The organism is Cupriavidus sp. 05L411 (genome assembly GCF_056398045.1).
In genome coordinates, this window is record NZ_JBFTOQ010000037.1 from 19,294 (window position 1) to 38,257 (window position 18,964).

The 18,964-nt window shown below is 61.6% G+C and carries 16 protein-coding genes and 1 pseudogene; 10 read left to right on the forward strand and 7 right to left on the reverse strand.

Annotation, left to right across the window (positions count from 1 at the left end):
- Window positions 1–8 precede the first annotated feature (8 nt).
- Both AC1DQR_RS30705 and AC1DQR_RS30710 read left to right on the forward strand, forming a co-directional pair.
- Entirely contained in the window at window positions 9–695 is a 687-nt protein-coding gene (locus tag AC1DQR_RS30705) for a Vgb family protein (RefSeq protein WP_477134368.1), read from the forward strand.
- A gap of 104 nt (window positions 696–799) precedes the next feature.
- Complete coding sequence (locus AC1DQR_RS30710; RefSeq protein ID WP_416049538.1) at window positions 800–1,291, forward strand: hypothetical protein; 492 nt, start codon at window positions 800–802, stop codon at window positions 1,289–1,291.
- Window positions 1,292–1,396: 105 nt separating this feature from the next.
- Here AC1DQR_RS30710 and AC1DQR_RS30715 read toward each other — a convergent pair whose 3' ends face one another.
- Window positions 1,397–1,627 carry a hypothetical protein gene (locus AC1DQR_RS30715; protein WP_183036705.1) on the reverse strand — a complete coding sequence of 77 codons (231 nt, stop codon included), beginning with the start codon at window positions 1,625–1,627 and terminating at the stop codon, window positions 1,397–1,399.
- A gap of 376 nt (window positions 1,628–2,003) precedes the next feature.
- Here AC1DQR_RS30715 and AC1DQR_RS30720 point away from each other — a divergent pair, with 376 nt between their 5' ends.
- Window positions 2,004–2,291 (forward strand): hypothetical protein, encoded by a 288-nt coding sequence (locus AC1DQR_RS30720; protein WP_477134369.1) that lies wholly within the window; start codon window positions 2,004–2,006, stop codon window positions 2,289–2,291.
- Between the two features lie 147 nt (window positions 2,292–2,438).
- Here the strand turns inward: AC1DQR_RS30720 and argC are convergent, their stop codons facing one another.
- Complete coding sequence (argC, locus tag AC1DQR_RS30725; RefSeq protein ID WP_477134370.1) at window positions 2,439–3,368, reverse strand: N-acetyl-gamma-glutamyl-phosphate reductase; 930 nt, start codon at window positions 3,366–3,368, stop codon at window positions 2,439–2,441.
- A gap of 129 nt (window positions 3,369–3,497) precedes the next feature.
- Between argC and AC1DQR_RS30730 the strand changes: the two genes are divergently transcribed.
- Window positions 3,498–4,382 carry a LysR family transcriptional regulator gene (locus tag AC1DQR_RS30730; protein ID WP_416049535.1) on the forward strand — a complete coding sequence of 295 codons (885 nt, stop codon included), beginning with the start codon at window positions 3,498–3,500 and terminating at the stop codon, window positions 4,380–4,382.
- 162 nt (window positions 4,383–4,544) lie between these two features.
- Complete coding sequence (yfcF, locus tag AC1DQR_RS30735) at window positions 4,545–5,177, forward strand: glutathione transferase (protein ID WP_416049534.1); 633 nt, start codon at window positions 4,545–4,547, stop codon at window positions 5,175–5,177.
- 34 nt (window positions 5,178–5,211) lie between these two features.
- Here yfcF and AC1DQR_RS30740 read toward each other — a convergent pair whose 3' ends face one another.
- On the reverse strand, window positions 5,212–6,060 hold the full coding sequence (locus AC1DQR_RS30740) for a DUF3626 domain-containing protein (RefSeq protein WP_477134371.1): 849 nt from the start codon (window positions 6,058–6,060) through the stop codon (window positions 5,212–5,214).
- A gap of 249 nt (window positions 6,061–6,309) precedes the next feature.
- A pseudogene (locus AC1DQR_RS30745) lies at window positions 6,310–7,044 on the reverse strand (LysR family transcriptional regulator); the annotation flags it as partial.
- A gap of 70 nt (window positions 7,045–7,114) precedes the next feature.
- On the opposite strand from AC1DQR_RS30745, the gene AC1DQR_RS30750 reads away from it, so the two are divergent.
- The 4 genes from AC1DQR_RS30750 to AC1DQR_RS30765 all read left to right on the forward strand — a co-directional run bounded on the left by AC1DQR_RS30750 (window position 7,115) and on the right by AC1DQR_RS30765 (window position 12,550).
- Window positions 7,115–7,495: a tautomerase family protein gene (locus tag AC1DQR_RS30750; protein WP_477134372.1), complete on the forward strand. Its 381-nt coding sequence runs from the start codon at window positions 7,115–7,117 to the stop codon at window positions 7,493–7,495.
- 147 nt (window positions 7,496–7,642) lie between these two features.
- Window positions 7,643–9,316 carry an ABC-F family ATP-binding cassette domain-containing protein gene (locus AC1DQR_RS30755; protein WP_416049531.1) on the forward strand — a complete coding sequence of 558 codons (1,674 nt, stop codon included), beginning with the start codon at window positions 7,643–7,645 and terminating at the stop codon, window positions 9,314–9,316.
- 517 nt (window positions 9,317–9,833) lie between these two features.
- Window positions 9,834–11,414, forward strand: coding sequence for an isocitrate lyase (locus AC1DQR_RS30760; RefSeq protein ID WP_416049530.1), 1,581 nt, complete (start codon window positions 9,834–9,836; stop codon window positions 11,412–11,414).
- Between the two features lie 599 nt (window positions 11,415–12,013).
- The gene (locus AC1DQR_RS30765) at window positions 12,014–12,550 is read left to right on the forward strand and encodes a dihydrofolate reductase family protein (RefSeq protein WP_477134373.1); all 537 of its coding nucleotides are present in this window, start codon (window positions 12,014–12,016) and stop codon (window positions 12,548–12,550) included.
- A gap of 248 nt (window positions 12,551–12,798) precedes the next feature.
- Here AC1DQR_RS30765 and AC1DQR_RS30770 read toward each other — a convergent pair whose 3' ends face one another.
- Together AC1DQR_RS30770 and katG are read right to left on the reverse strand one after the other, a co-directional pair.
- Window positions 12,799–13,401, reverse strand: coding sequence for a cysteine hydrolase family protein (locus tag AC1DQR_RS30770; protein ID WP_477134374.1), 603 nt, complete (start codon window positions 13,399–13,401; stop codon window positions 12,799–12,801).
- 166 nt (window positions 13,402–13,567) lie between these two features.
- Entirely contained in the window at window positions 13,568–15,823 is a 2,256-nt protein-coding gene (gene katG, locus AC1DQR_RS30775) for a catalase/peroxidase HPI (protein WP_477134375.1), read from the reverse strand.
- Window positions 15,824–16,106: 283 nt separating this feature from the next.
- On the opposite strand from katG, the gene AC1DQR_RS30780 reads away from it, so the two are divergent.
- Window positions 16,107–16,580 (forward strand): aminoacyl-tRNA deacylase, encoded by a 474-nt coding sequence (locus AC1DQR_RS30780; protein ID WP_477134376.1) that lies wholly within the window; start codon window positions 16,107–16,109, stop codon window positions 16,578–16,580.
- A 129-nt stretch (window positions 16,581–16,709) separates the two neighbouring features.
- Here the strand turns inward: AC1DQR_RS30780 and AC1DQR_RS30785 are convergent, their stop codons facing one another.
- Window positions 16,710–18,917 carry a penicillin-binding protein 1A gene (locus tag AC1DQR_RS30785; RefSeq protein ID WP_416050378.1) on the reverse strand — a complete coding sequence of 736 codons (2,208 nt, stop codon included), beginning with the start codon at window positions 18,915–18,917 and terminating at the stop codon, window positions 16,710–16,712.
- Between the last annotated feature and the right edge of the window lie 47 nt (window positions 18,918–18,964).

Here is an 18,964-nt window from a genome sequence, read left to right on the forward strand (position 1 = left end):
ATGGAAACATGAAACGATCAGCGGCAGAAATCATCCGTGAATATGGTCCCTTTCCGGGTGTCGACAGCGTGCATGGGGTCACCTATGACGGTCAGCAAGTCTGGTTTGCCACCGGCGACAAGCTGATCGCGCTGGATCCGGCGAGCGGAAAGACGCTGCGCTCGATGGATGTCGCCGCACACGCAGGAACGGCCTTCGACGGCCAGCACCTGTTCCAGATCGCCGAGGATCGCATCCAGAAGATCGATCCACAGACCGGCCGCGTGGTCGCCACGATTCCGGCGCCCGGCGGCGGCAACGACTCGGGACTCGCATGGGCCGAAGGGACGCTCTGGGTGGGGCAGTACCGGGAGCGCAAGATCCATCAGGTCGATCCTCAAACCGGGGAGATCCTTCGTACCATCGAGTCCAACCGCTTCGTCACCGGGGTCACCTGGATCGAAGGAGAGCTCTGGCACGGCACCTGGGAAGGTGAGCAGAGCGAGTTGCGGCAAGTCGATCCCCGCACGGGAAAGGTCCTGGAGAGCATCGAGATGCCAGGCGGCGTCGGCGTATCGGGGCTCGAGTCCGATGGCGGCGACCAGTTCTTCTGCGGAGGCGGCAGCAGCGGGAAAGTAAGAACCGTGCGCCGGCCCGGGCGAGGCGGCGCGGCCGGCAGCGACGCCGGGATCCCYGTCGACGCCACTAGCAAATAACCGAGGCGCCCCTCACGGGCGAGGGTGGCGGCTTGAGGGGGCCGCCTCATGCTCGTCGCTAAACGGTATATACTGTTTAGCCTGTTTTTGATTTGAGAATCGCCGTGAATTCACCCATCATCAAGCCGCCGACGAAAGAGGTCTTTCATTTTCCGACGAGCGCGCCAGTAGCCGACAGCAACGCAGCCGCCCCCAAGGGGAAGACGCCAAGGGGCTCGGGTAGCAAGAAGGCAGTGACCAAGGCCGCAACGAAGGCCGAGACCAAGGCTGCTGCGAAGGCTGTGACGAAGGCCGGGACGAAACCCCAGAAGAGCAAACCATCGAAGGTGGAAGCTCGCGCCGATGTGGCCGTGCCGAAAAAGGTGCAGGGCGCCAAGAAGGAAAAGGTGCTGCGCGACAGCTTCACGATGCCGAAGTCCGACTACGCGAAGCTCGCCGAACTCAAGCAACGGTGCGTGGACGCGGGCGTGCACATCAAGAAGAGCGAGATCCTGCGCGCTGGCGTGCTGCTGCTTGCCGCAAGCTCGCCTGAGCAATTGCTGGCCGCGGTCTCAAAAGTCGAAGCCATCAAGACCGGGCGTCCCGCGAAGGCTTAAGCGTCGTGCCCTGGGGCGGCGGGTTCCGGTCGCGGCCAGAGCGCCTCGGTCCACGCCAGGCGCTCCCAGCGCGCCTGCGCGGCCTGCCGTCGCCGAAACATCGGCCTATCCGTGTTTTGCCGAGCCCTCGAACTTGGCAAACACCCGAGCCTGGACAGCATCCATGACGGCGAGCACCTGCGCATCGGCGGGTGCACTTGCTGTCACGCCAGTCGCGTCCTTCGGTTTTGAGCCGACCGGATAGCACACAAACTCCGTATCGAACCTGCCTGCCGATTCCTTCTTCAGGCGCCGGTTGAGTGCCTTCAGGTATTGCTTCTTGGTGGTCTTTGACATAGGTGCCTCGGTCCTCCGTGCAGTTGCAAATAGCGGGGCGCTAGCGTCGTGACACATGGTCCCCGTTTCCGTTGAGGTGCTTCCACGACCCTCTTCTCCGCCAACAATAGAACATAGTCCAGGAAGTTCCCATTGGTCAAATGTGCGCCCCGGGGCTGCTGGAGGTGGGCCAGCTTTGCCTCGCCGGGTACGCCAGCGTACCGACGCCTGGCGTGGCTGCGCGCACCGTAGGCTGCGGAAACTCGCGCGCAAGGTCATCACATGGCCTATGGCAACGCCCAATAGTGCTGGCGGCCGCGGCGTGAGGCAGGGGGAAGGGGGAAGCACCCGGTCGTAGTGGCTTCCCGAACCAGCCATCAGGAAACCGGAGTCTGCCATGTCCAAACGAGTGCTATCCGTGGAGCAAGTGCTGCTCGAACTCGGCAAGCGGATCGAAGCGAGGAACCCGGCGGCGGCCGACCATCCGGTCACCGTGCCCCTGCCGCAGCCCAAACTGCATCGCCTGGACGCGGCCGGACGCAACTGGGATATCCGTGAGACGAGGGAGCGCAGCCACTACGCCGACTATGTGCGCGACGTGGTGGAAGAGGCGCGGCTCGAGTTCTATCTGACCAGCGCAGCCGACCATGACGAACTGCTGGGCGCAGCGTTTACACACGTTTGACCACTCCCTCGGGCCGTCAGCCGGCCACGGTCGTTGCCGTCGCCGGACGTTCACTGGCGAGTATGAGACATTCGACGGCCGCGACCAGATTGGCCAACAATCGTTGGCATATGGGCGCGGCCGAACGTTAGCTCAAGCCATCGGCCACTATTGCTGCGTGAGCATCAGGTTCAGGTTCTGAACCGCGGCGCCGGATGCGCCTTTGCCAAGATTATCGAACACCGCGGACAGCAGGACGTGCCCGTGTTCCATGTTGGGAAATACGCTTAAGCGCATGTCGTTTGTACCGTTCAGCACTTGCGGATCCAGGTGTTTCAAGGCGCACGATTCGTGCAGCGGCAAGACATGTACGTGGGCCGCCTCGGCATAGTGGCGTGCGAGGCATGCGTGTAACGTAGCGCCATCCACGCCGGGTGCCAGCAGCCGCAGCTCCAATGGCACTGTCAGCACGATGCCCTGGCGGAACGCACCCAACGCAGGGACGAAGATGGGACGCTGCGCGAGCCCGGCGTGCTGCTGGATCTCCGGGGTGTGCTTGTGTGCGAGTTCCAGGCCATATACCTGGTATGAAGGCGCGTTGACGGCACCCTGTCCCTCATGTTCCTCCACGCCGGCACGCCCGCGTCCGGAGTAGCCCGACACCGCATGAATGCTGATAGGGTAGTCGCCTGGTATAAGCCCGGCCTGCAACAGGGGACGCAGCAAGCCAATGGCTCCGGTCGGATAGCAACCGGGATTGGTGACCCGATGTGCGTTGGCAATGCGCTCAGCCTGTCCCTGCGTCATTTCCGGAAAGCCGTATGTCCAGTCCGGCTGTGTGCGGTGGGCGGAGCTTGCGTCGATGACCCTGACGGCAGGATTCACAATGGCGTCCACCGCCTCGCGCGCGGCGGCATCCGGCAAACAGAGGATGGCGATGTCGCAGGCGTTGATGGCTTCTGCGCGACGCCGCGGATCTTTGCGTTCCGCAGCGGCAAGCGTGATCAGTCTAAGGTCAGTCCGGTTGCGCAGCCGTTCGTGGATTTGCAACCCGGTGGTGCCTTGGTCGCCGTCGATGAAAACAAGGGCAGAGCTCATACGTGAAATACTCCGGTGACTGTGGGTTTTGACAAGGAGAACGAGCCCCTATGTTCCATGGACCGGTAGAATAGAGAAAGTTGTATTTCATAACGTGAATATTCAGTTTTTCTGAATCTGGACGCCAACATGCGAGAGATCAGCCTGGACCGTTTGCGCACTCTGGTCGCCATTGCCGACCGTGGCTCATTTGTCGAAGCGGCGCGTGCATTGCACTTGGCGCCGCCAACGGTCAGCCTCCACATCGCTGAACTCGAAGACCGCATTGGGGCGCCGCTCCTGTCACGCAAGCGCGGACATGTCAGGCCGTCAGCGATAGGAGAGGTACTGGTGGAGCGTGCGCGTCGACTGCTGGCCGATGCGGAGCAGGCGTTAGACGATATTCAACGCCAGGTGCAAGGGCTCGAAGGGCGCGCGCGGCTCGGTGCGTCGACTGGGGTGATCGCGCACCTGTTGCCGCAAGCGCTTGAGGTGCTGCGCCAGGACCATCCCGCGATCGACATTCAGGTTGCAGTACTCACTTCGCAAGAAACGCTGTCCCGGCTGGCTGATGGAACGCTGGATGTCGGGCTGATCGCACTGCCTCAGCCCCCGGTGGCTGGACTCGTGATAAAGCCTTGGCGCCGCGACCCCGTGATGGCCTTTTTGCCGGCGCATTGGCGGTGTCCGGCCCGCGTCACGCCTGAATGGCTCGCTGCCCAACCTCTGATTCTCAATGACGCGACCACGCGTCTCTCGCGTCTGACTGCGGAGTGGTTCGCGACCGGGGGGCACCATCCTGCCCCGCGCATTCAGCTCAACTACAACGACGCGATCAAGAGTCTGGTAGCGGCAGGTTACGGCGCAGCGCTGTTGCCCCATGAGGCCACTACGCCATTACCCGATGGGCGCATCGTCATGCGACCGCTGCGCCCGGCGTTGTGGCGTCGGCTCGGCATCGCACATCGTGCGGGGTACGTTGAGCGTTCCACGCAACACGTACTTGATGTGCTGTGGGATCTGCGATTGGCGTAGGCGTTGCCATTTTCCAATTGCCATTTGCCATTTGCCGCTTCGGTTCGTTCTCGCTGGGACAGTAGCCTTATTGCACGTCACGCCGAACAAGTGCGGCCGGTCGACATCGACGCCTAGATCGTTGACAATCGTTTTCCTTGCGTAAGCAAACAGGAGCCCACTTTGCCTTCAACGAATCTGCGTCTCTATGCCGACGCTCAATTCGCAAGTCCATATGCGATGTCGGCCTTCGTGGCCCTTCACGAAAAGGGATTGTCGTTTGAGCTTGTAACCATTGACCTGGCCAACAATGCGAACCTCGAACCTGGGTATGCGCAGAGCTCACTCACGCAGCGCGTACCTACGCTGATTCACGGCAGTTTCGCTTTGTCCGAGTCGTCAGCAATCACTGAATATCTCGACGAGGTTTTTCCGGGCACCTTGTTATACCCAAAAGACGCGATTAGTCGCGCTCGGGCACGCCAGGTCCAAGCGTGGCTGCGAAGCGATCTCATGCCCATCCGGCAGGAGCGTTCCACTGAGGTGGTATTTTATGGCGCTCCCGCGGCGCCCCTGTCTGCTGCAGCACGTACGGCTGCAGGAAAACTGTTTTCCGCTTGCGAGGTGTTGCTTACCGACCGCTCACCGCACCTCTTTGGCGAGTGGTGCATCGCAGACGTCGACCTTGCTCTGATGCTGAACCGGCTCGTCCTCAATGGTGATACGGTGCCGGGAAGGTTGGCTGACTACGCTGCGCATCAGTGGCAAAGGCCGTCTGTTCAGCGTTGGGTCGCCCTGAATCGCCCCCCGCTGTGAAACCCTCGAACTCGCCGCTCTTTGAATATTCCCATCAGCTGTCACTTACGCTTGCAATCCGGCCAAATCGGGCAACGCAGTGCCAGACCCACTTGGCCATTTGATAATCAAGCACGACATCCCGGGCGGTACCTATTTCCAGGGGAGTGACAACGCCACCGGTGCTGATCCTCGAAATCGCTTCGGCGACAGTTGGGCCGCGAAACCGTGCGCAGCTGCCAAGGTGGTCGAGAGACAATCGGAATCCGTCGTGCCACTCAAGTATGCATCCGAGAGTGAGAGCCGCTCGCTCGACGGCGGTATCACGATAGCAGGGGTCCAGTACAATTGCCTCGACATCCGTGTTGACCTGTAGTGTCCCGTGCACATGCGCTTCGATATAGTTGTCGAGTACATCATCCAGATTTGGGACGTTCGCCTTCGCCAACTCGATCAGCGACATGCGATCGCTGACACCAAAATCCATTGGGTTTTGGACACTGTCAGGGTAACAAAATGTCGTTCGGGAAAGCACGTGAGAACGTAATCGAAGATGGCACGAACCGAAACGCGGGGAGCCTCCTACGGGTTCGGCTCGGTAGTTCAGCGCGCCGTATTTCGGGCGTAGCGCCACATCTGCCTGATCGTAAGCTCCACCGAATATGCGGCTCTCCCAATTCCAGCGGTCGCCGCCCGGATATGCGGTCATACCGCCATTACTCGAACCCGTTTCGAACTGCGACCGGTATATGCCGTCGCGTGCAATTGCCTCGATGGTCGTTATCCCATCAACTGCCGTGTCTGGATGAAAGTTCAGCGTAACGCCCGTCAATTCGGGCAGTGGCAGACCGACCGATCGTTCCCGGATATGCTGCACAACTTGTTCGATAGAAGTGTCTGTCATGAGTCGAAACTGAACCTGAACCTGAACATTTGCAGGAGGCGACCCGACGGCTGCCCTGACTTGTTAGTCAGTCATTCGGCTATTGCTGCCTTGGGTACAGCCTTTGTTTGCGCATTCTAAAGCGGACACGCTAAACATAAGATGTGGACATCCGAGTTGGGTTGAGACGCTCGATACAGCCGCCCAGATCGTTGCCAATCGGCAAACCAATACCGCTGGCAGCCATTCTTGCGTGTGACCGGCTAGTTGCTAGCCTCGCACCGCGCTCCTGAAGGCGGCTGAAAGCACGGCAAGCGCATCGCGCGGCCGGCCGTCGTTGACCCGTGAGTGAAGCAGAACTGGCAAGCGTGGCAAGTCAGGCAGCCCGAGCTTGGGGCCTACGTCAACTGCGCCCAATGGCAGCATGCGAGGAGCCAATGCTGCTACGCCGAGCCCCGCCACGACGGCTGCAGCAACTGCAGCAACGCCGCCGCCGACGAAAACTTCTGTCCAAGGCACGCCTGCCGCATCGAGAAGCTGGCCGGCCATCGCACGCACGCCGCAAGGTTCAGCAAGTGTGGCAAGCGGCAGGGGCTCGCCGGCGCGATGCTCCCAGCTTGGCGCTGCGAACCAGCCGAATTTCTCGTCGGTAAGAATTTCGCCGTCGCTTCGACCGACATGTAAACGGACGATCACCGTGTCGAGTTCCCGCCGGTCGAAACTCTGAAGCAGGTCACCCGACGAGCCGATCCGGATCTCGATCAACAGTTGCGGGCTTTGCGCGTTCATGCGCGCGATCAGCGCGGGGAGCTCCGGTCCCGCAACATGGTCACTGATACCAATGACCAGATGCTGCCGGACCCCGGCAAATCCAGCGAGCGCGCGATCGTGTACTGCCAGGAGTTCGCGGGCGTGTTCGAGAAAGGCTACGCCCTGCGCCGAAAGCTCCACGTACCTGGGGGTCCGCTCGACAAGACGGCAACCGAGTCTCTCTTCGAGGCGTCGGTGATCATAGCTTGTCAATATAACAGACGGCTCTTAATGTTCAGTCAGGCCATAACGGAAAGGAGCCAAGATGCCACTCGTTCACGTCTCACTGCGCACTGGAAAGCCGCAAGCCTACCGCCAGGCGATCTTCGACAACCTTTATCGCGCGATGCACGAAACGTTCAACGTGCCCGAGGACGACCAGTTCATGACCATCACGGAGCATGACGCTGCGAACTACCGTTACGGCGCGTCCTATCTTGGCATCGCCCGGAGTGACGATCTCGTGTTCATCCAGATCACCGCGAACAACACCCGCACCGTGGAACAGAAGAAAGTGCTGTTCCAGCGGATCGCGGCGTTGCTCAGCGAGAGTCCCGGCATCCGGCCCGAGGACGTGTTCGTGAGCCTTGTCGAGGTCGCAAAAGAGAATTGGTCCCTCGGCAACGGCCTCGCGCAATACGCTTGAGCCGGTGGTCGGTGCTGTTGATCGCCTTGCTTTGTGGCCGGTGGGCGCCGCAAGGCGCAAGCGGCGCTTTGCGGCGTGCGGCCAGAAAAGCGACAGCCCTGCACGTCCAGTCGGCTATCATGCCATTCCTCTCCGAAGTGGCTCCCTATGATTTCCGTCCGTAATGTCACGCTGCGTCGTGGCGTCAATGCCGTACTCGACCGCGCGTCCGTCACCTTCAACCCCGGTGAAAAGATTGGTCTTGTCGGCCGCAATGGCGCTGGCAAGTCGTCCTTCTTTGCCCTTCTCAACGGCACGCTGCACGAAGACAGCGGCGAGTTCTCGATTCCCGCCGCATGGAAGATGGGCCAGGTCGCGCAGGATATGCCGGAGACGGAGCAGAGCGCGACGGACTTCGTCGTCGAAGGTGACACCGTGCTGTTGGCCGCGCAGGCCGAAGTAGCCGCCGCCGAGGCCAGCGACGACGGCATGCGCATGGCGCACGCCTACATGGCCCTGCACGACGCCGGTGCGCACGATGCCCCCTCACGTGCCCAAGCGCTGATCCTGGGCCTTGGCTTCAGTGCTGCGCAGCTTAGTCAGCCGGTCAACAGTTTCTCCGGCGGCTGGCGCATGCGATTGCAACTGGCGCGCGCGCTCATGTGCCCGTCCGACCTGCTGCTGCTCGACGAACCGACCAATCACCTGGACCTCGACGCGCTGGTCTGGCTGGAAGCCTGGCTCAAGCGCTATCAAGGAACCATGGTAGTGATCAGCCACGACCGCGAATTCCTCGACGCGGTGACGCAGGTGACGGTGCACGTCGACAACGCCAAGCTGGTGCGTTATGGCGGGAACTACAGCAAGTTCGAAGACATGCGCGCTGAGCAACTCCTATTGCAGCAGGCCGCGATGGCCAAGCAGGCAGACAAGATCGCCCACCTGCAGAAATTCATCGACCGTTTCAAGGCCAAGGCCTCGAAGGCGAAGCAGGCGCAGAGCCGGGTCAAGGCGCTCGAACGCATGGAGAAGATCGCACCGGTGCTTGCCGACGCAGAGTTCAACTTCGAGTTCAAGGAGCCACTCAACGTCCCGAACCCGCTGTTGTCCATGCTGGACGCGAGCTTCGGCTACCCGGCGCCGACCGGCGCACTGCCGGGCACACCGCCCACGGTCATCGTGCGGGGCATCAACCGTTCCGTGCTGGCCGGGCAGCGCATCGGCATTCTCGGTGCCAACGGCCAAGGCAAGTCCACGCTGGTGAAGACGGTGGCGCACGCGCTGGCACCGATTTCCGGCGAAATCAGCGAAGGCAAAGGCCTGAATATCGGCTACTTCGCACAGCAGGAACTCGACGTGCTGCGCCCGCTCGACACGCCGATGGAACACATGATCCGCCTTGCCAAGGACACGCCGGCGCACATGCGCGCCCCCGGCCAGAGTGGCACCGAGCAATCCCTTCGCACCTTCCTCGGCACCTTCAGTTTCAGTGGCGACATGGTCCATCAGGCGGTTGGCACGATGAGCGGCGGCGAAAAGGCGCGGCTCGTGTTGTGCATGATCGTGTGGCAGCGTCCCAACCTGCTGCTGCTCGACGAACCTACCAACCACCTCGACCTGGCCACACGCGAAGCGCTAGGCATGGCGCTCAACGAATTCGAAGGCACAGTGATGCTGGTCAGTCACGACCGGGCCCTGCTGCGCGCCGTATGCGACGAGTTCTGGCTGGTCACCAAGGGCGGCGTCGAGCCCTTCGACGGGGATCTGGACGATTACCAGCAGTTCCTGCGCGACGAAGCCCGTCGCATGCGCGAGCAGCCCGCCGCAATGGCCGCCTCCTGAGAGACTCACCGGCCGCTTTGGGTCGACCACGGAAGTTCGTAGTTCAGTCAGGGCGATCGAGCGCTGGCCGGCGACGAACTTCCGGGTTCGGCCAGTTTGCGACGATCCTCGTCCCAGATCGAATGACCGCAGCGGACACGAAGACAGCCACACGTTTCTGCACCGCATCATGACCCTGTTCGTTCGACAGGCGTCTACAAAATCACCCCAACAATCGTTGCTCAAGCCATCTGTGCTTGCCTCTGCTTCTAGCCACTGAAAGCGCTTTTCACATTGCGGAATTCACGCCGAGTTTCCGCTATGTTTTGTTTTCGTTCCTCGAAAACGCGTTCCGTATTGTGAAATTCAACGCCTATCTCATTGAAAAATAAGGATAAACCAACTCTTATGTCTTATATAAGACTTCACCGCAGTGCACCAGAAGCGCCATACAATGATTCCACGCTGCCTGCTTCGACATTCATAGATCCGTAGCGGCACACGCACCCCTTTCTTCAAACACGCTTAGGAATTTGACATGGCCCAGTATCAAGACGACATCAAGGCAGTTGCCGGTTTGAAAGAGAACCACGGCAGCGCATGGAATGCCATCAACCCCGAGTATGCTGCCCGCATGCGTGCCCAGAACAAGTTCAAAACGGGCCTGGACATTGCCAAGTACACCGCCAAGATCATGCGCGCCGACATGGCGGCCTATGATGCCGACTCGTCCAAGTACACCCAGTCGCTGGGTTGCTGGCACGGCTTCATCGGCCAGCAGAAAATGATCTCCATCAAGAAGCACTTCAACAGCACCGAGCGCCGCTACCTTTACCTGTCCGGCTGGATGGTGGCCGCGCTGCGCTCCGAGTTCGGCCCGCTGCCGGACCAGTCGATGCACGAAAAAACCTCCGTCAGCGCGCTGATCCGCGAGCTGTACACCTTCCTGCGCCAGGCCGACGCCCGTGAACTGGGCGGCCTGTTCCGCGAACTGGATGCTGCCCAAGGACCTGCCAAGGCCGCCATCCAGGCAAAAATCGACAACCACGTCACCCACGTTGTGCCCATCATCGCGGACATCGACGCGGGTTTCGGCAACGCCGAAGCAACGTACCTGCTGGCCAAGCAGTTCATCGAAGCGGGCGCGTGCTGCATCCAGATCGAAAACCAGGTGTCCGACGAGAAGCAGTGCGGCCACCAGGATGGCAAGGTCACCGTGCCCCACGAGGACTTCCTGGCCAAGATCCGCGCCATCCGCTACGCCTTCCTGGAACTGGGCGTGGACGACGGCGTCATCGTGGCCCGTACCGACTCGCTGGGCGCTGGCCTGACCAAGCAGATCGCCGTGACCAACACGGCGGGTGACCTGGGCGATCAATACAATTCCTTCCTCGATTGCGAAGAATTGTCGGCCGACGAACTGGGCAATGGTGACGTCATCATCAAGCGCGACGGCAAGCTGCTGCGCCCTAAGCGCCTGCCTAGCAACCTGTTCCAGTTCCGTGCCGGCACGGGCGAAGCGCGCTGCGTACTGGATTGCGTCACCGCACTGCAAAACGGCGCCGACCTGCTGTGGATCGAGACCGAAAAGCCGCATATCGCCCAGATCGGCGGCATGGTCAGCGAGATTCGCAAAGTCATCCCGAACGCCAAGCTGGTGTACAACAACAGCCCATCGTTCAACTGGACCCTGAATTTCCGCCAGCAGGTGTATGACGCGATGAAGGCCGCGGGCAAGGATGTGTCGGCATACGAGCGCGCCCAGCTGATGAACGTGGAATACGATCAGACCGAACTGGCGAAGCTCGCCGACGAAAAGATCCGGACCTTCCAGGCCGACTCGTCGCGCGAAGCAGGTATCTTCCACCATCTGATTACGCTGCCGACCTACCACACCGCCGCACTGTCGACCGACAACCTGGCCAAGGAATACTTCGGCGACCAAGGCATGCTGGGTTATGTGGCTGGCGTGCAGCGCAAGGAGATCCGTCAGGGCATCGCCTGCGTCAAGCACCAGAACATGTCCGGCTCGGACATCGGCGACGACCACAAGGAGTATTTCAGCGGCGAAGCAGCCCTGAAAGCGGCGGGTAAAGACAACACCATGAACCAGTTCTGATACCAGTAGTACGCCCCAAGACATGGCGCCAACCCAAAACGGGTTGGCTTTTTTTTTTATCCGGCGACATAGCTCGCGGGGGGGCATCGAACGATTTCTAGTGGGCTTATATGCAGAAGCTTTACGTGTGGCTCGGTAGAGAACGACGAGCAGCGGATGCGCAGACGGCGATTCGATGAAGATGCTTTGCGCGACACCGGCTCGCATCGGGAACGACCTGGCGGTGCCGATGCATCCGTACGGACATGTCCGCGGCAGGATGATTCTTGGTGAACACGGCCGGTACCAACAAGTGTTCGACTCCGGCCGTTTGCTCCGCTTCGCGCAATCCGGAGCCGCCTTTGAATTGGGTAGAGACGTGCGCAAAACTCGGCCAAGGGTATGAAGAGGGGCGGGAAGGGACGGCTGGGAGGCTGGTGACCGAGGTCCCTTCCCAGCCAGCATCCGACGCTCGCAGCAATAGTGCTAAAGTCCGCTCTCCGGCAGAAAACGCGGTATCTCCGATAGACACCTCTCCCCGATCGAGCTGCTCGTTCTCGCAGGAACTGGAGGCGCCGGTTGAGATTTGCGCGCGAATGCGACGGAATAATGGAGGATTGATGATTACAGGACACGTCTTCATTGCTACCAGCCTAGATGGCTTTATTGCCCGGCCCAATGGTGACATCGGCTGGCTTCTGGCGCGGGACAACCCGGCTGAAGACCATGGCTACTTGGACTTCATCGCAGACAAGGGCGCGATCGTGATGGGGCGAGGCTGCTTTGAGAAAGTCGTCGCCATGGGCGAATGGGCTTACGACAGGCCCGTGTTGGTGCTATCCCGCCAATTGGCCGGCAAGCCGGTGCCGGAGGCGTTGCAGGGAAAGGTGCGTTTCTCGGACCGCACACCCAAGGACGCAATGGCGCAACTGGCGGCCGAAGGCGTGAATCGCGTGTATGTCGATGGCGGCCAGTTGGTCCAGTCTTTTCTGCGCGATGGATTGATCGCCGACCTCGTGGTTACCACGGTGCCCGTGCTGATTGGAGCCGGGAGGCCATTGTTCGGCGCGCTGTCGCAGGACGTGAACCTGACCCTCGTATCGAGCCGACGTTTTCCGTCCGGACTGGTGCAGTCGACCTACCGCGTGCTGCGCTGATGAGTTCTTATGCGGTGTCAGAGGATTTACGTCTGGCACCGTGAACGGCACGATCTAGATGGCCAGGATCTTGTGCGGTTGGACCGGCCAATTTCTGGTGACGTCAGCTTATGCAAGTCGCGCCAATGCCCGTAGATTCGCATTCGGGCCGAGGTCGCTTCCCGCCCACAACCGCCCATTGGACGAGCCGCACGACGTGCGTTGGAGCGACTGCCTTGCTCCCCAAACTGCCGCAATCCCAGCAAACGCTAAGCAAGCAACAGCAAGGCGTCTGCGAGCGAGAGCACCGTTGTGCGCGAATCGAACGCCGTTGAAAAAAGATGATCGTGCACGACCTGATCCGGGTCGTAGCAGCAATCCTTGACCGTGAATAAACGGAAGTCCGCATCGCTCGCATATGCGACCGACGACAGCACCACACCGGTCGACGCAATGCCCACCATGAGCAGGGTATCGATGCCCTGCGCGGAAAGCCGCACTTGCAGGTCGGTACCAAAGAACACGCTGGCACGATGCGCGATGATGAGCGGCTCAGTGGCCTGTTGGCCGAGTTCCGGCGAGATCTGGTCGTCGACGAAAAGACCAAGTTGCTTGATTCCCTGCCCGTTCCTGTTCAACGGACTGACTTCCGGATAGCCTGGACCAAAGTGGATCTTGGCGAAATAGACGCTGACGCCCTTGGCCCGCGCGGCGTCACACAGCGTGCGCGTATTGGAGAGCAAAGTGGGCGCGACCGATGGAAATAACGCCAGGATGTCGGTCTGATAATGCATGACCACCAGCGCGGTTTGCGTTGGAACAATTGCCGGAATCCGCATGGTCACACTGTGCGCATCAGCGGCGCTTTCCATGCCCCGTTGATGGTCTGATGAATCGGCGGGCCCACGTTCTACGGGTGGCGACATAAGGCTACGCGATAGAGAATGATGATCGACTCTACCACGATCAATCGGCCCGGACGGGCGCCGAACGTGGCCCGGCGCCCTTGTTTGCCCCTTATTTGCCCCTGACTTAACGCTATGTACGCAGATCGAAGCGGTCGAGGTTCATCACCTTGACCCAGGCAGCGACGAAGTCCTTGACGAACTTATCCGCCCCGTCCTCGCTTGCGTAGACTTCGCTCAAGGCCCGGAGCTGAGAGTGTGAGCCGAACACCAGATCCACTCGCGATCCGGTCCACTTGACCTGCCCCGTCTTACGGTCACGTCCCTCGAACACATCCCGGGTGAGCGCCTTCCATTCCACGCCCATGTCGAGCAGGTTGCGAAAGAAGTCGTTGGTCAGCGTCTCCGGGCGGTCGGTGAAGACGCCGTGCGCATCTTTTCCGGTATGGACATTCAGCACGCGCAGGCCGCCGATCAACACGGTCATTTCGGGCGCGGTCAGAGTCAGCAACTGCGCCTTGTCCAGCATCATCGCTTCTGCCGGAACACGAACGCTCGGGTTGAGGTAGTTGCGGAAGGCATCGGCCGTCGGTTCGAGGGCGCCAACCGATTGCACGTCGGTCTTTTCCTGCGAAGCGTCCATGCGGCCCGGTGAGAATGGTACGGTCAGCTTCTGCCCGGCCTTCTCCGCTGCCTTCTCGATCCCGGCGCCGCCCGCCAGCACGATCAGATCAGCCATCGAGATCTTCTTGCCACCTGACTGGGCACTGTTGAACTCGCTCTGGATACCTTCCAGGGTCTTCAGCAGCTTGCCCAGCTGATCCGGCTCATTGGCCGCCCAGTCCTTCTGCGGAGCCAGGCGAATGCGSGCGCCGTTGGCGCCGCCGCGCTTGTCCGAACCGCGGAACGTCGATGCCGATGCCCAGGCAGTCTTCACCAGTTCCGAGACCGACAGCCCCGATGCCAGGATCCTCTGCTTGAGCGCCGCCACGTCCTGGTCATTGACCAGCGGATGGTCCGGCGCCGGGATGGGATCTTGCCAGAGCAACTCTTCGGCCGGGACTTCCGGGCCGAGGTAGCGGGCGCGCGGTCCCATGTCCCGGTGGGTCAGTTTGAACCAGGCACGGGCGAATGCATCCGCGAATTCCTCGGGGTTCGCCATGAAGCGCCGCGAGATTTTCTCGTAGATGGGGTCAAAGCGCAGCGACAGGTCCGTGGTCAGCATGGTCGGCTTGAGCTTCTTCGACGGATCGTGAGCGTGCGGAACCGTTTCGCCGGCATTCTTGGCCACCCACTGGTTGGCTCCTGCAGGGCTCTTGGTCAGCTCGTATTCATAGCCGAACAGGTTTTCAAAGAAGCCACTGTCCCACTTCGTCGGCGCGGTCGTCCAGGTGACTTCCAGGCCGCTGGTGATCGAATCCGCACCCTTGCCTGTGCCGAAGCTGCTCTTCCATCCCAGACCCTGGTTTTCAAGGTCGGCGGCTTCGGGCGCAGGGCCTACGTGATCAGCGGGACCGGCACCGTGCGTCTTGCCGAAGGTGTGGCCGCCGGCAATCAGCGCGACGGTCTCCTCATCGTCCATGGCCATGCGGCCGAACGTATCCCGGATGTCGTACGCCGCGGCGAGCGGGTCCGGATTGCCATCGGGGCCTTCCGGATTCACGTAGATCAGGCCCATCTGCACGGCACCCAGGGGATTCTCGAGGTTGCGGCCGGGGTCGGTACGGCTGACTTCACCGCCGTGCAATTCCTCGTCGGCGACGATTACACCTTCGTTGCCGTCCTTGCCGGCGGCGCCCTTGCCGTAGCGGACGTCGCCGCCCAGCCAGGTCTTTTCGTTCCCCCAATAGACATCCTGGTCCGGTTCCCAGGTGTCTTCACGGCCGCCACCAAAGCCGAATGTCTTGAAGCCCATGGTTTCAAGGGCAACGTTACCGGCGAGGATCATCAGGTCGCCCCAGGAAATCTTCTGGCCATATTTCTGCTTGATGGGCCAGAGCAGCCGGCGAGCCTTGTCCAGGCTGACATTGTCCGGCCAGCTGTTGAGCGGTGCGAAACGCTGCTGGCCCCGGCCACCACCGCCACGGCCGTCACCGATGCGGTATGTGCCGGCGCTGTGCCAGGCCATACGGATAAACAAACCACCGTAATGGCCGAAGTCCGCCGGCCACCAGTCCTGCGAGTCAGTCATCAGCGCCGCGAGGTCTTTCTTGACTGCGGCGAGGTCGAGGCTCTTGAACGCCTCGGCATAGTTAAAGCTCTTGTCCAATGGATTGGACTTGTCGGAGTGCTGGCTGAGCAACTCTAGCCGCAACTGTTTCGGCCACCAGTCCCGGTTGGTGGTGCCGTCACCGGCGGCGTGATTGAAGGGGCACTTTTCGTTAGACATGCTCTCTCCTTCGGAGGCGTACCAAACGTGAGTTCTAGTGTGAGTTCTAGTATTTCCGCGTCAATGCTTCCACTCGGGACCTGCGTCGGCAGGCCTGCCGCACACAAAATATAGTTGAAAGCGCTCGCCAACCAAATGAGAGGTTTGCAATTGCCTCAATAGCGCATTGCTATTGGTCACCCGCAACCGTGCTGGGGTTAGCCCCACCGATTGTCGCCCGGTGCTTGACCTATAGTTCCGATACGTAAGCAACTGCAGCGATCAGCGCTCGGAGGTTGCAATCATGACCATGGCTACCACGCTGGCAAGATGCCTGAGCAAGAAGCAGAGCCGGTTTGAAACCGTTCCTCGCCCAAGCAGCCCAAGCGGCCCGGCAACTGCGCAGACTGCGTATGTCCCCGGAGACCGGCTCGCCCGAACTGTCCTGCTGGAGGACAACCGAGGCTACCTCGCAGCGGTGATCCCTTCCAGCCACCAGCTGAAACTGTTGGATATCTGCGAGCAAACCGGCCGCAAGCTCTCGCTGGCGCATGGGGATGGCGTGCGCGAAGTGTTCAGGGACTGCGAAATCGGCGCGCTCCCGCCGGTCGGCATGGCGTACGGCACGCTGACCTGGCTCGACGACAGCCTGCTGACGCATCCCGACGTCTACTTCGAAGCGGGCGATCATGAGGAACTGGTGCACATGAGCACCGAGCAGTTCGCCGCGCTCATGGCTGAAGCTCGGCGCGGGCATTTCGCGCACCGGATGATGTAGGGCGCTGCGCAAGGTTGGCGCGGCTAGTGCGCATGCACCGCTTCCCGCTCGTGAAGCCCCTCACCGCGATCGGGTTGCCGAGCGGGTAGTCGGCGGAGGCGGCGAATGCCGCGTGCGCCAGCGACGACGTCAGAACGTCCAGAAGAGGAAGTGTCGATGCCGCCGCTCATGGACCGGGCGAGGAGGCCGGGTTTCGGGGCCGAGCCGCGCATTCGGGTCGATCACCCGCGCGCGCAGCGCCATGTCGTAGAACGCGCCCACCATCGGTAGGGCGCTGTGCGCGCCTTCGCCCCAGTAGTTGCCGAGCGTCACACGTCCATCGTCGAAACCCACCCACGCCCCCGCGACCAGTTGCGGATGCATCAGGATGAACCAGCTATCCGTGTTGTCCTGCGTCGTGCCCGTCTTGCCGGCCACGTCGGCGCGAATCCCGAAGCGCGCCCGGATCGCCGCGCCGGTGCCCCGGCTAACGACGTCGCGCAGCACGTCGACGAGCGTTTGCGCCGCGCCGGCGGGCAGTGCCTGCTCTGGCAATGCGCTCGCGAATTCGGCCAGCACCTTGCCGTCGTGATCCTCGATGCGCGTGACCATGCGCGGTTCGATATAGGCGCCGCGGTTCGCGATCGTGCTGTACGCCGAGACCATTTCCTTGAGCGTGACCGGGCTTGTGCCGAGCGCGAGCGACGGCACCGCTTCAAGCGGACTCGCGCGCACCCCCATTGCGCGCGCGAGCCCTGCGACCTTCTCGGGACGTTCCCTTTGCATGAGCTGAGCGGTGACGCGGTTGCGCGAATACGCTAGCGCGTCGCGCAGCGTCATCGGCCGGCCGGTGGGCGGCTCCGCGTCGGTGGGCCGCCAGATCGCATTCCCGGTCAGTGCAATGGCCACGTTACGGTCTACGATCGTATCGCTCGGCCGCGCACCGTCCGCGAAGGCCGCGCCGTAGACGAACGGCTTGAACGTCGAGCCCGGCTGACGCCGGGCCTGCTGCACGTGATCGAACGGTTCGTCACGGAAATCGCGACTGCCGACCCATGCCTTGATATCTCCGTTGCGCGGATCGATCGCGACAAAACCCGCCTGGATCTGCGTCTTGCTCCGGCAGAGCGCGCGCACGAACGCGGGGTTCGCGCCGAGCTTCCTGAGCGCGGCCTCATCCGATTGACCCGCATCGCGCGCGGCGCGGTAGTCGGGCGACTGCCGGATGAACGTCCGGAACAGGTCGTTGCCCGGCCAGCAGCCCGTGCGTTCGTTCCATGCGCCGTTCGCGATCCATTGCAACTGGTTCGTCTGCCAGTCCAACGCCTGCGTCGCCATTGCCTGCAGACGCGAATCGAGGGTCGTGCGCACGACCAGCCCGTCGGCATAGATGTTGTAGCCGTTGCGATCGGCCCATGCGATCAGCCACTTGCGCAATTGCGCCGAAAAATGCGGCGCGGCGCCCGGTTGCGCGGTCTGCAACTCGAAATCGACGTTGAGCGGTTGTTGCTTCAACGCGGTGTAGGCATCGGGCTTGAGCTTCCCGTATTTGTTCATCTGCCCAAGCACCGTGTTTCGCCGTTGCAACGCGCGTTCGGGATTGAGCACGGGGTTGTAGGTGCTGTTGGCCTTCAGCATGCCGACGAGCGTCGCGCTTTCAAGAATGCCGAGCTGATTGGCCGATTTGCCGAAGTAGGTGCGCGCGGCCATTTCCACGCCGTAGGCGTTGTACAGGAACGGCACCGTGTTCAGGTACGTCTCCAGGATCTGATCCTTGCTGTACACGGCTTCGATCTTGAATGCTGTGATCGCTTCCCTGAGCTTGCGCGTGAGGGTCGGCGCGCGGCCGATTTCGTCGGGATACAGGTTGCGCGCGAGCTGCTGCGTGATCGTCGAGCCACCTTGCCGGTCGCCGGAGAACGTATGCAGCGCGGCCGACGCGGTACGCTTCCAGTCGATGCCATGATGCGCATAGAAGCGGCGGTCTTCGGTCGCGATCAATGCATCCACCATGTGTGGTGAGACCTGCCTGAGCGACACCCACTCGCGATTGACCGGTTTGAACGCATCTAGCAGTTTGCCGTCGGCCGACACGATCAATGCTGGCCGATCAACGCGGGCTTTGCGGATGTCGCCGATGCCCGGCGTAAACGGCACGAGCGCGAGCACGTACAACAGGAAGAGCGCCGGCAATGCGGCGAGCGTCAGCGTGACGCCGCGTCGCGTCGGGTGGCGCAGGCGGCGCAGCGCGCTGTTGAGCGCGAGTCGGGTGATGGTGCTGCCGGCGGCGGCCAGCGGTTGGACACGGGCGAGCCACCGTGCGCAATGCTCACAAAACAACGATGCATATCGGCGAATCACGGTGGCGGGGCGCTGGCGGAAAGAGCGCGATCGTACCAAAGCGC

Coding starts and splice junctions, on each gene's coding strand:
- AC1DQR_RS30715 (WP_183036705.1), bottom strand. CDS start 1,627: ATGTCAAAGACCACCAAGAAGCAATACCTGAAGGCACTCAACCGGCGC.
- AC1DQR_RS30720 (WP_477134369.1), top strand. CDS start 2,004: ATGTCCAAACGAGTGCTATCCGTGGAGCAAGTGCTGCTCGAACTCGGC.
- argC (WP_477134370.1), bottom strand. CDS start 3,368: ATGAGCTCTGCCCTTGTTTTCATCGACGGCGACCAAGGCACCACCGGG.
- AC1DQR_RS30730 (WP_416049535.1), top strand. CDS start 3,498: ATGCGAGAGATCAGCCTGGACCGTTTGCGCACTCTGGTCGCCATTGCC.
- AC1DQR_RS30740 (WP_477134371.1), bottom strand. CDS start 6,060: ATGACAGACACTTCTATCGAACAAGTTGTGCAGCATATCCGGGAACGA.
- AC1DQR_RS30750 (WP_477134372.1), top strand. CDS start 7,115: ATGCCACTCGTTCACGTCTCACTGCGCACTGGAAAGCCGCAAGCCTAC.
- AC1DQR_RS30755 (WP_416049531.1), top strand. CDS start 7,643: ATGATTTCCGTCCGTAATGTCACGCTGCGTCGTGGCGTCAATGCCGTA.
- AC1DQR_RS30760 (WP_416049530.1), top strand. CDS start 9,834: ATGGCCCAGTATCAAGACGACATCAAGGCAGTTGCCGGTTTGAAAGAG.
- AC1DQR_RS30765 (WP_477134373.1), top strand. CDS start 12,014: ATGATTACAGGACACGTCTTCATTGCTACCAGCCTAGATGGCTTTATT.
- AC1DQR_RS30770 (WP_477134374.1), bottom strand. CDS start 13,401: ATGGAAAGCGCCGCTGATGCGCACAGTGTGACCATGCGGATTCCGGCA.
- AC1DQR_RS30780 (WP_477134376.1), top strand. CDS start 16,107: ATGACCATGGCTACCACGCTGGCAAGATGCCTGAGCAAGAAGCAGAGC.